The organism is Staphylococcus casei, assembly GCF_030294405.1.
In the GTDB taxonomy this organism is placed as follows: Bacteria; Bacillota; Bacilli; order Staphylococcales; family Staphylococcaceae; genus Staphylococcus; species Staphylococcus succinus.
On the sequence record NZ_CP125718.1, the window covers coordinates 1,612,114 to 1,624,297 of the forward strand.

General features: G+C 34.0%; 8 protein-coding genes. 2 read left to right on the forward strand and 6 right to left on the reverse strand.

The features are described from left to right. Positions 1-113: 113 nt before the first annotated feature. The 4 genes from glcT to parE form a co-directional block, all read right to left on the reverse strand. Positions 114-953: a glucose PTS transporter transcription antiterminator GlcT gene (glcT, locus tag QMO72_RS07865; RefSeq protein ID WP_103267344.1), complete on the reverse strand. Its 840-nt coding sequence runs from the start codon at positions 951-953 to the stop codon at positions 114-116. 148 nt (positions 954-1,101) lie between these two features. After that, positions 1,102-2,553, reverse strand: a complete 1,452-nt coding sequence (gene alsT, locus QMO72_RS07870; protein ID WP_103267345.1) for a glutamine transporter AlsT — start codon at positions 2,551-2,553, stop codon at positions 1,102-1,104. A 255-nt stretch (positions 2,554-2,808) separates the two neighbouring features. Next, a complete protein-coding gene (parC, locus tag QMO72_RS07875) occupies positions 2,809-5,211 on the reverse strand; it encodes a DNA topoisomerase IV subunit A (RefSeq protein WP_103267346.1) in 2,403 nt (800 codons plus the stop codon). After that, positions 5,208-7,202: a DNA topoisomerase IV subunit B gene (parE, locus tag QMO72_RS07880; RefSeq protein WP_286093270.1), complete on the reverse strand. Its 1,995-nt coding sequence runs from the start codon at positions 7,200-7,202 to the stop codon at positions 5,208-5,210. Before parE ends, parC begins: the two co-directional genes overlap by 4 nt. Positions 7,203-7,403: 201 nt before the next feature. On the opposite strand from parE, the gene plsY reads away from it, so the two are divergent. After that, positions 7,404-8,012 carry a glycerol-3-phosphate 1-O-acyltransferase PlsY gene (gene plsY, locus QMO72_RS07885; RefSeq protein WP_069824167.1) on the forward strand — a complete coding sequence of 203 codons (609 nt, stop codon included), beginning with the start codon at positions 7,404-7,406 and terminating at the stop codon, positions 8,010-8,012. Between the two features lie 346 nt (positions 8,013-8,358). Further along, positions 8,359-8,655 (forward strand): HesB/YadR/YfhF family protein, encoded by a 297-nt coding sequence (locus QMO72_RS07890; RefSeq protein WP_069824168.1) that lies wholly within the window; start codon positions 8,359-8,361, stop codon positions 8,653-8,655. Between the two features lie 238 nt (positions 8,656-8,893). On the opposite strand, the gene menI is transcribed toward QMO72_RS07890, so the two are convergent. After that, positions 8,894-9,352, reverse strand: coding sequence for a 1,4-dihydroxy-2-naphthoyl-CoA hydrolase MenI (menI, locus tag QMO72_RS07895; RefSeq protein ID WP_073504543.1), 459 nt, complete (start codon positions 9,350-9,352; stop codon positions 8,894-8,896). Positions 9,353-9,453: 101 nt separating this feature from the next. Then, positions 9,454-12,156, reverse strand: a complete 2,703-nt coding sequence (acnA, locus tag QMO72_RS07900; protein ID WP_069824170.1) for an aconitate hydratase AcnA — start codon at positions 12,154-12,156, stop codon at positions 9,454-9,456. Positions 12,157-12,184: the final 28 nt, after the last annotated feature.

Genomic DNA, 12,184 nt, shown 5'->3' on the forward strand with positions numbered 1-12,184 from the left:
AAAATATATGGAATCAATGATTACAGTGATTCACTCTGTAACTTAAGTATGCGCCAACTTTATTCTACTACCCTCATAGATGACTTTTAATTAGAATTTCATATTTTCTATTATTATTTATCAACTGTGAAATGATAAACGTGTAACGTGAGGTAAATTACTTCTGCTTCATATATAGACACATTTAACTCTTGTTGCAACATTTTCATTATTTTTAATGCAACATTGAAACACAGCGGATACTGTTCTTTTAATAATGCTTCAAATGGACTTGTTTTTTGCAATACCTCACCATTTCTTAGCCTTCTTATTAAAAACTGTATGTGTCTAATAAAACGTTGATACTGGACACTTTCTTTATCTACAGTAAATTTCAAATCATGTTCTACAATAAAAATACTTTTATTTATTAAGTGATTTATTATTTCTATTTCATGCATAGTCAACGTTTCAATGTTTGAAGCTATATGTAATGCAATAAATCCAATTTCATCTTCTGGAAAATTGACGTCCAGCACATCATTTAACCGTTCTATTACTTTTTCCGCTATAGCATAAGCTTCACTGTACGATTGTTTTGTTTCTACAACGAATGGATTAGTTATAATTTGATTTTGTTGCAAACGTTTATATGCAAATATGATATGATCTGTCACTGAAACGACCAACGTTTGGTTGTCTATTTTCATCTCAGAACTCGTAATAATATTCACTGCATCAATCACAGCTTGTATCAATGTATCATCAGCATACTCGATAATGGTTTTATAATGTTCTTGCTGTAGTTTTTGATCGAGTATATACGCTTTTTCAATAGTTTGATTTTCTTGTAGGGGCATGCCTGCCTTTTTATTAAAACCAATCCCCTTAGCTATCAGCACATATTCTTCTTTATCTTTTGTACAAATTATCACATTATTATTTAACACCTTTGTAATCAGGTAAGAACTCAAATTAATCATCCTTCTTATTATGTCAATAAGCATTATATATTGAAAAATCAAAAATTGAAAGTAGTATTGCTAACGATAGAATAATCTCATGACATAACAAAAGCTATGCAATTTCCAACTCAGGAAATGCATAGCTTCAAATTATTCATTAGAACTTTTTATTTTTAACGCCCCAACTCTCAATACCAAATAAATTAATATCTAATTCATCGGGTCTAAAAATTGGTTTTCTACCTGCTTTACGTTGTCGTTGGTAATCATTCATAACTGCAAATGCGATATTAGATAATCCAATGATTGCCACTAAGTTGACGATTGCCATTAATCCCATAAATAAATCAGCAGTACTCCAAACAACATCTGTTTTGGCAACTGCGCCAATAAATACTAAGACCACGACTAAACATCTGAATATAAATAAGATCATTCTATTTTTAGATAAGAATTCAATATTAGACTGACCATAATAATAGTTACCCACTACTGATGAAAAGGCAAATAGTGTAATAGCAACTGTTAAGAAAATACCACCCGCATTACCTAAATGTTCATTAAGTGCTGATTGTGTAACTGCAACACCCTGTGGCGCTTTATCACCAAATTTTAATCCTGAGTATAATAAAATCATAATGGCAGTAGATGTACATACAAGCATCGTATCGAAAAACACACCAAGTGATTGAATTAACCCTTGTTTGACTGGATGTGGCGCAGCAGCGGTTGCCGCAGCATTAGGCGCTGACCCCATACCTGCTTCATTTGAGAATAAACCACGTTTAACACCTTGCAATATTGTAGCTCCAACTGCGCCACCTGTGATTTGTTCGAAACCAAATGCACTTTTGATAATTGTAGAAATCATAGGAATAATTTGATCATAATTCATAAATAATATGATTACGACCATAAAAATGTATAAAATTGCCATGATAGGTACAATAATTGATGACATTGTTGCGATACTACGAACACCACCAAAAATAATGATTGCTGTAAATACCGCTAAAATGATTCCTGTGATAACAGGGCTCACATTATATTGTGTTTTTAATGATTCGGCAATTGTATTAGACTGTACTGTATTAAAAACAAACGCAAAGGTGATTGTAATTAATATAGCAAATACGACACCTAACCACTTTTGATTTAATCCTTTAGTTATGTAATACGCTGGACCACCACGGTAACCACCATCTTCATCAGGTACTTTGTATACTTGAGCTAAAGTCGCTTCTATAAAAGCACTTGCAGCACCGATAAATGCGATAACCCACATCCAAAATACAGCACCTGGACCACCTAAAACGATTGCAGTAGCAACACCTGCAATATTACCAGTACCTACACGTGACGCTGCACTAATTGCAAACGCTTGGAATGGCGCAATACCTTTTTTACCATTATCTAATGTTTCTGGTTTTTCTCCAATGGCACGAAACATCTCTGGAATCCATCTTAACTGCACAAATTTAGAACTAATTGTAAAGAAGATACCAGCAGTAATTAATAGCCCAATTAGATATTGTGACCAAATTAAATCATTCCCGACTTGAACAAATGCTTTGAACCAATCTGGAATTAAACTATCAAAATCTCTCAATTTAATCCCTCTCATCTCTTTGTTTAAAATTTAATATTAAAAGCAAGAGACTTATAGTAGATTTCACACACATAGTCAAATATCTAATGATATAAGAATGCGAACGAAAATCGGAAAAGCTACTCAAACATTCGTTTAAACAATGTTTTTCGCGTCTTTTCCACTAATATAAACCTCTTGTTTTTATTTTTTATTGTACCTAAATGATATTTTATCATTATAAACTTATAATGACTAATGAAATTTGAAATTCAATTACTTAATTATCAAACTTTCCACTTCTCCAAAGTCATTTATATCTACAATGAAACTGCCATTTGTGTACTGTTCTGATAAATGAATGTCCTTGATATTACCAGATTCTTCTTGTTTGTTTGAATAAATGGTATACATGGTTTGTCCGGGTTGGACTACTTCTGCTGCAACAATACGGTGTGGTGCTTTTTTAAGTTCTTTCAACAAAGTAATACCACGCTGTGCACGTTTAGCGACCTGCAATATTTTAAAATGAATTCGTTTTAAAGAACCACGTTGCGTTGCCATTAAAATAGTATTTCCTTCTGTAATTAACTGTGTCAGTATCACAAAATCCGCTTCTTTTAAATTGATCGATTTAACACCCGCGGCTCTTAGACCTGTATCTGACAGTTCATCACTACTGTATGTGAGTGACATACCTTTATGCGTAAGTACAGTGAGTAACTGTGGCGTTTCTATGCGCATGACATTAATGATTTCATCATCATTCTTTAGTTTCATTGCCACCAACGGTTTGTTATAACGCGACGTTTTGAACATGGACACATTACTTTTCTTAATCATGCCATCACGCGTAGCAAGTATATAAAAAGTTTCGGGTTTAAACTCGTTCTCACAAAAGACATCTATGACATGTTCCCCTTCGTCAATTGGCACTATTTGTGACACGTGTTGACCTAAATCTTTCCATTTTATTTCAGCTAATTTATGCACTGGTATGAATAAATAACGCCCTTTATTCGTAAAGACAAGGGCTGTATCTAATGTGTTAACTTCTTGATGTTTCAAAAGGGCATCACCATCTTTAACACCAACTTCACCTACGCCACTTGCATTAAAACTACGTAAAGAAGTTCGTTTAATATAACCATGTTTTGTAATACTCATAATTACATTTTCACTAGGAATCATAACTTCTTTATCAATTTTAATTTCACTTATTTCAGCTTCAATATCAGACAAGCGCTCTTGTTTAAATTGTTTTCTAATGTCTGTTAATTCTTCTTTGATTACTTGTAATAATGCATCATGATTGTCTAAAATATTTCTTAACTGTTCAATTAAAGCTTTTAGTTCATCATGTTCTTCTTGGAGTTGAACAATATCCGTATTTGTTAAACGATATAATTGCAATGTCACAATTGCTTCAGCTTGTGCCTCACTAAAATCAAATTCAGCAACTAAATTATCTTTAGCATCTTTTTTATTTTTAGAGTTTCTGATTAGTTTAATGACTTCATCTAAAATTGATAAAGCTTTCATTAATCCTTCTACAATATGCATTCTACTTTCAGCATGATCCAACTCATAGCGCGTACGTTTCGTCACAACATCAATCTGGTGATTTAAATAACTATCGATAATTTGACGAATACCCATTAATTTAGGACGCCCTTCGCTAATCGCGACCATATTAAAGTTATACGCAACTTGTAAATCGGTATTTTTATATAAGAAATTAGCTACAGCTTCACTGTTTACATCTTTCTTCAATTCAATCGCTATACGCAGTCCTGTACGGTCAGTTTCATCTCGTACTTCGACAATACCATCTACTTTTTTATCAGCACGTAATTCGTCCATCTTTTTAACAAGCGAACTTTTGTTGACTTCATATGGAACTTCAGTAACAATAAGCTCTTTTCTGCCATTTCTTAGTTCTTCTACTTCTACTTTAGAACGGACTATAATTTTACCTTTACCGGTTTCATAGGCTTTCTTAATTCCATCAATGCCTTGTATGATACCACCTGTTGGAAAATCAGGGCCTTTCATATATTTCATGAGCTGGCTCACTGTAATATCAGGGTTGTCAATATACTTCAGTGTAGCTTGAATCACTTCGCCTAAATTATGAGGGGGGATATCTGTGGCATAACCAGAAGATATCCCTGTACTACCATTAATTAGCAAGTTAGGTATTCTTGCTGGTAATACCATAGGTTCCGTCGTCGTATCATCATAGTTTGGCATAAATGGTACGGTTTCTTTATTGATATCTCTTAATAATTCTTCAGAAATCTTACTTAATTTAGCTTCGGTATAACGCATGGCAGCTGCTGGATCATTATCAATACTACCATTGTTACCTTGCATTTCTATTAGTACATGTCGTAATTTCCAATCTTGGCTGAGTCGTACCATAGCATCATAAACTGACGAATCTCCATGTGGATGATACTGACCTATTACATCACCGACTGTTTTAGCACTTTTACGGAAATTCTTGTCATACGTATTTCCACTTGAATACATTGCATAAAGTATACGTCTTTGAACAGGTTTGAGCCCATCACGAACATCTGGCAATGCACGCTCTTGAATGATGTATTTACTATATCTACCAAATCGATCGCCAATAACATCTTCTAGCGATAAATCTTGAATTATTTCACTCAATTTCTTTCCTCCTCATTAGGATTGTCCTGCTCCAAAATTTGAATTTCATTATTATCTAGAATACTTTGATCTTCTTGTAATCCAAATTCAACATGATTTTCAATCCATTCACGTCGTGGCGCAACTTTATCTCCCATTAATGTAGTTACACGTTTGGATGAACGTAATTCATCTTCAATTTGTACTCTAATTAACGTTCTTGTATCAGGATTCATTGTTGTTTCCCATAACTGGTCAGCATTCATTTCGCCCAGACCTTTATAACGTTGCAAACTAAAACCTTTACCTAATTTTTTCTGTAATTTTTCTAACTCTTCATCTGTCCAAGCATATTCAATTTTTCTTGAAGCACCTTTACCTTTTTCTAATTTATATAAAGGTGGCAATGCAATAAATACCCTTCCAGCTTCTACCAAAGGTTTCATATATTTAAAGAAAAATGTTAGTAGCAGTACTTGTATATGGGCACCATCTGTATCAGCATCTGTCATGATAATAATCCTATTATAATTGCTATCTTCAATTTTAAACTCGTTACCCACGCCGGCCCCAATAGTATGGATAATGGTATTGATTTCTTCATTTTTGAAAATATCATCTAATCGCGCTTTTTCGGTATTGATTACTTTCCCTCTTAGCGGTAATATGGCTTGATATTTACGATCTCTACCTAACTTAGCAGAACCACCTGCAGAGTCACCCTCTACAAGATACAATTCTTTTTTATCAGTATTTTTACTTTGTGCCGGTGTTAATTTACCAGATAGCAATGTATCTTTACGTTTATTCTTCTTACCAGAACGCGCATCTTCTCTTGCTTTACGAGCAGCTTCTCTAGCTTGTTGTGCTTTCACTGCTTTTTTCACAAGATTTTTAGATAATTGTCCTTTTTCTTCTAAATAATACGGTAATTTATCTGCTACGACAGAATCAACTGCACTTCTTGCTTCCGTTGTTCCTAATTTAGATTTCGTTTGTCCCTCAAATTGAAGTAATTCTTCTGGGATACGTATAGAAATGATAGCCGTTAGACCTTCTCTGATATCATTACCATCTAAGTTTTTATCTTTATCTTTTAATTCATTGATGCGTCGCGCGTAATCATTAAAGACACGTGTCATTGCTGACTTAAAGCCAACTTCATGTGTCCCACCATCTTTAGTACGTACATTATTAACAAAGCTCAAAATACCTTCTGAATATTGATCATTATATTGGAAAGCTACTTCGACTTCTATATTATTCGCTTCGCCATCAAAGGTTGCTACTTCGTGTAATACTTCTTTACCTTCATTGACATAATTTACAAATTCTTTAATACCTTCTTCGTAATGGAACACATCTTCTCGTTTTTTTCCTGCTCTCAAATCTTTCAGAGTGATTCTTAGGCTTTTTAGTAAAAAGGCGGACTCCTGTAATCGTTCACTTAGCACATCATAGTTAAATGATGTAGCTGATTTAAATATTTCTGGATCTGGCTTGAACGTTACTTTTGTACCGGTCTTTTTAGTTTTACCATGCTTGACAAGTCCTGAAGCGGGTCTTCCACCATCTTTAAAGCTTTGTGTAAAAATCGTTCCATCTCTATGGATTTCGACTTCTAACCACTCACTTAAAGCATTCACTACCGAGGCACCTACACCATGTAAGCCACCTGAAGTTTTATATCCACCTTGTCCAAATTTTCCACCTGCATGAAGTACTGTAAAAATAACTTCTACAGTAGGTTTGCCTGAAGCATGAATACCTGTAGGCATTCCACGTCCATCATCTTCTATAGTAATACTTTCATCTTTATTAATTGTTACTATGATTTCATTTCCAAAACCGTTCAATACTTCATCGACGGAATTATCGACAACTTCATATACTAAATGATGTAATCCACGTTTATCGGTAGAACCAATATACATCCCAGGTCGCTTTCTTACGGCCTCTAATCCCTCAAGAACCTGAATGGAATCATCCGAATAATTATTTTGTTTATTCATTGCCAATCGTTTCGCCCTCCTACAAACGTACGTTCGTTTTTAAAACTATACAATAGTTATTTTTATATAAATCTAATTAAAATGCAAGCACCAAATCAATTTTAAAGAAGAAATCATATCCTTTTTGAAAAATTTATTCGTATAAACATAGTCTGATGTGGTAAAATAATTTTAATGTCATTAAAGGATGTGTGATTATATATGATGATCGTAATCATGTTAATATTAAGTTACCTTATCGGTGCTTTTCCAAGTGGCTATGTAATAGGTAAATTATTTTTTAAAAAAGATATTAGACAATTTGGTAGTGGGAACACTGGTGCAACAAACAGTTTTAGAGTATTAGGAAAACCAGCTGGTTTTCTAGTAACTTTTTTAGATATATTCAAAGGTTTTATAGTTGTGTTTTTCCCACTTTGGTTACCTGTCCATGCAGATGGTGCTATAAGTACATTTTTCACAAATGGTCTTATCGTTGGTGCCTTTGCAATTCTTGGTCATGTATATCCGGTTTATCTTGGATTTAAAGGTGGTAAAGCAGTAGCAACAAGTGCTGGTGTCATACTTGGTATCAATCCTGTCTTATTATTAATTTTAGCAGCAATTTTCTTTGTAATATTATATTTAACAAAGTACGTATCTCTATCAAGTATCATCGCATCACTGTGTTGCGTTATTGGTGCTTTATTAATTCGGGACTATATCTTATTTGTTGTTAGCATCGGTGTCGGAGTATTATTAATCATCAGACATCGCACTAATATCGTAAGAATATTTAAAGGTGAAGAACCTAAAATAAAATGGATGTAACTATTACAAAAGTCATTTAGTAAATAAAAAAGTATCAAATAAAGAACTAAGCTAGAGGTGTTCAACCTCTGGCTTTTTATTTTTATGATTCCGATCACATCGGTTAGCTGAGTATTTCCGATTACCTTAAAACACCATTATTTCTATTATACTACTAATATAGGTCATTAGCATGAATTTTCCACATTTAAGTTATTAGTCGGTTTATTTTGAATATTTAATAAAAAAAGTGTGGTATACTGCTTTTAACGTTACTCAAATCGGGTAATTAATATAATACTAATTCATAAATTAGTGACTAACTGTCATAAGTGAAGCGCTTGTGAGTCGAAAGGGGCCTTTTATTATGGAAATAGAACTTTCAGATAATGCTGTGTCTTGGTTTAAAGAAGAACTTGATTTACCTGAAGATGACAAAGTCTTACAATTCTTCGTACGTTATGGTGGAGAATTCCAATTAAAACAAGGTTTCAGTCCTGCCTTTAGCGTTGATAAGAAGAATGATCTTGAAATCGGTTATGAAAATAATTATGAAGGCTTAGATGTTGTAATCGCCGAACATGATTTATGGTATTTCAAAGATAACAACTTATTCATTGATGTAAGTGATGGTCTTGACGAAATTTCCTATACTGCAAAATAATATTGTACTGAGTTATTTTGTTCTATGCTTTATCTTAAAGTGTTTTGAAACGATAAACTTCTATTTCAAAACATAAGTTTTATTACTAAATAGATAATATTATTGTTATTTTTTATTGTTACGCTGAATGTCAAACATAACAATAATAAGGGTTTGCTCATACCAATATAAAAGAGGTGCGCTCAGTTAACTGAATGCACCTCTTTTATATTTATAGCGTATATAAACTTAAAGTAACTTAAAGTCCATTCGTTACTTCTAAAGTTTCCCCTGCCTTATTTCTTCGCTCAACACTTTGATATACTTCATGCCATTCAGGAAAATATTTATCCAATCGAATAGGTTTAAAAGTATCTTTTCTAATACACGTTAACACTGTAGACCCAGTTGTCGCGAGTTCTCCGGCTTCATTATAAATTTCATAACGATAAAGTGATCTCAGTCTAGAATATTTTTCTACCCATGTTTTTACTTTTACTTTTTCTGGATACGTTATAGATTGAATGTATTTAATATCTAAATCCGTCACTGGAGAAATCACACCTGAATCTTCCATTTCTTTGTAACTGAACCCTAATTTACTTATATAATCTGTACGTGCAACTTCGAACCATGTAGGATAATTACCGTGATAAATCACACCCATTTGGTCTGTTTCTTGATAGCGAGATTCAATTTCTGTCATACTATAAATCATCTTTAACGTCCTCTTTTCAATAATACATACTAAGTAAATATTAACATAAACAAGCTGTATTAGCATGTTGCTAATACAGCTTGTTTTGACAACGAATACAGTTACTCAGCTAATTTATTTCTCAATACAAGTTGTAAGATACCACCATGGCGATAATAGTCTAATTCTACATTTGAATCAAAACGTGCAATTGCTTCAAATTCAATGACTTTGCCATTGTCTTTCTTAGCTTGTACTTTCACTAAATCATGAGGTTTAACTGCTTCATCAACTTCTACTGAAATCGTTTCAGTACCATCGATACCTAAGCTATCTGCAGATTCTCCATCTTTAAATTGTAATGGTAGTACACCCATCATAACTAAGTTTGAACGGTGAATACGTTCATAGCTTTGCGCAATAACCGTTTTAACACCTAATAAATTCGTACCCTTAGCTGCCCAGTCACGAGAAGAACCCATGCCGTAGTCATTACCAGCCAATACAACTAAACCTGTTCCATCTTCTTTGTATTTCATAGCTGCATCAAAAATTGACATTTGTTCGCCTGTTGGCCAATAAGTTGTATAACCACCTTCAGTTCCAGGAGCCAATTGGTTTTTAATACGAATATTGGCAAACGTACCACGAACCATAACTTGATGGTTACCACGACGTGAACCATATGAATTAAATTGACGAATCGGAACATTATGCTCTTGTAAATATCTACCTGCTGGTGTATCTTTGCCAATCGCACCCGCTGGAGAGATATGGTCAGTTGTTACTGAATCTCCAAATTTACCCATAACACGTAAATTATTTAAAGGTTCGATTGTACCTGGTTCTTTAGATAATTCTTGGAAGAATGATGGGTTTTGAATATATGTTGATTCTGGATCAAAGTCATATAATGGTTGATCAGTTACATCGATTTCGTTCCACATTTCATTATTATTATATACTGTTTCATATTCTTCTTTAAATAGTTCTGGTGTAACAACACTATCAACAGTATCTGAAACTTCTTTTATTGATGGCCAAATATCTCTTAAGTATACATCTTCGCCATCTTTACCCTTACCTAAAGGTTCGTTTTGTAAGTCAATATCAACTGTACCTGCTAATGCATAAGCTACAACCAATTGAGGTGATGCTAAATAGTTAGCTTTCACTAAAGGATGTATACGTCCTTCAAAGTTACGGTTACCAGATAATACAGAAGTTACTAATAAATCTTCTTCAGCAATCGCTTTTTCAATTTCTTCTAATAATGGTCCAGAGTTACCGATACAAGTCGTACAACCATAACCAACAAGATTAAAGCCAAGATCATCTAGATACTCATTTAATCCAGAATCTCTTAAGTAACCTGTAACAACTTTTGAACCAGGTGCTAATGAAGTCTTAACGTAGTCAGGAACTTCTAATCCTTTTTCGACAGCTTTTTTAGCAACCAGACCCGCACCTAACATTACATATGGATTAGATGTATTCGTACATGACGTAATCGCAGCAATTGCTAAATCACCTGTTTTCATTGTAGTTGTTTTACCATCTTTAAATTCGATTGTTGCTGTTTTATCAAATTCACTTTCATCAAATCCATGTCCTTGGTTTCCTGCTGGTGCAGTAACTGATTTCTCAAATTCTTTTTTCATATCGCTTAAGAAAATTAAATCTTGTGGACGTTTTGGACCTGATAATGAAGCTTCAACTGTTGATAAGTCTAATTCAACTACATCTGTGTATTCTGGCTCATCATTATCTACAGTGAAAAACATGCTATTTTCTTGTAAATATTTTTTAACAAGATCAATTTGTTCATCTGGGCGACCTGTTAAACGCATATACTTCAATGCTTCTTCATCAACTGGGAAGAAACCACAAGTTGCACCATATTCTGGAGCCATATTCGCAATTGTTGCACGGTCAGCTAATGGCAAATGTTGTACGCCTGGACCAAAGAACTCAACGAATTTACCAACTACGCCTTTTTTACGTAACTCTTGAGTGACACGTAAAGCTAGATCAGTAGCAGTTGATCCTTGTGGTAATGCGTTAGACAATCTCACACCGATAACTTCTGGAATTGGGAAGTATGAAGGTTGACCAAGCATGCCTGCTTCAGCTTCGATGCCCCCAACGCCCCATCCTAGGACACCAAGACCATTAATCATCGTTGTATGTGAGTCAGTTCCTACTAAAGTATCAGGGAAGGCTACAGTTTCCCCATCAATTTCACGAGCATGTACTACGTTTGCTAAGTACTCTAAGTTAACTTGGTGAACAATGCCCGTTGCTGGTGGCACTGCACTATAGTTATTAAATGCTTTAGTAGCCCAATTTAAAAATTGATAACGTTCATAGTTTCTTTCAAATTCTAATTTCATATTACGTTCCAAAGCGTCTGGATTAGCGTAACTATCAACTTGTACTGAGTGGTCAATAACTAAATCCACTGGCACTTCTGGATTGATTTTGTTTAAATCTCCACCAACATCATTCATAGCTTTACGTAATGATGCTAAGTCCACTACAGCAGGAACTCCTGTAAAGTCTTGTAAGATGACACGTGAAGGTTTGAATGGTACTTCCCCTTCTGCCCCTTTAGTGAAATCGGATAATGCTTTGATGTGATCATCTGTAATTACGAAACCATCTTCCTGTCTTAAAACTGATTCTAATAATACTCTAATTGAATATGGCAGTTGCGATACTTTAGTAAATCCTTGCTCTTCTAAAGTCTTCAAATCATAAAACGTATATGATTTCCCGTTAAGATCAAACGATTTTTTCGCTTGTTGCTTAATATTTGAAGCCATATAAATCCCCCCTGAAAGTTTTTGTTAA

Excerpts from the sequence above, each read along its gene's own strand:
- parE (WP_286093270.1), bottom strand. The coding sequence starts at position 7,202 with ATGAATAAACAAAATAATTATTCGGATGATTCCATTCAGGTTCTTGAG.
- plsY (WP_069824167.1), top strand. The coding sequence starts at position 7,404 with ATGATGATCGTAATCATGTTAATATTAAGTTACCTTATCGGTGCTTTT.
- QMO72_RS07890 (WP_069824168.1), top strand. The coding sequence starts at position 8,359 with ATGGAAATAGAACTTTCAGATAATGCTGTGTCTTGGTTTAAAGAAGAA.
- menI (WP_073504543.1), bottom strand. The coding sequence starts at position 9,352 with ATGATTTATAGTATGACAGAAATTGAATCTCGCTATCAAGAAACAGAC.
- acnA (WP_069824170.1), bottom strand. The coding sequence starts at position 12,156 with ATGGCTTCAAATATTAAGCAACAAGCGAAAAAATCGTTTGATCTTAAC.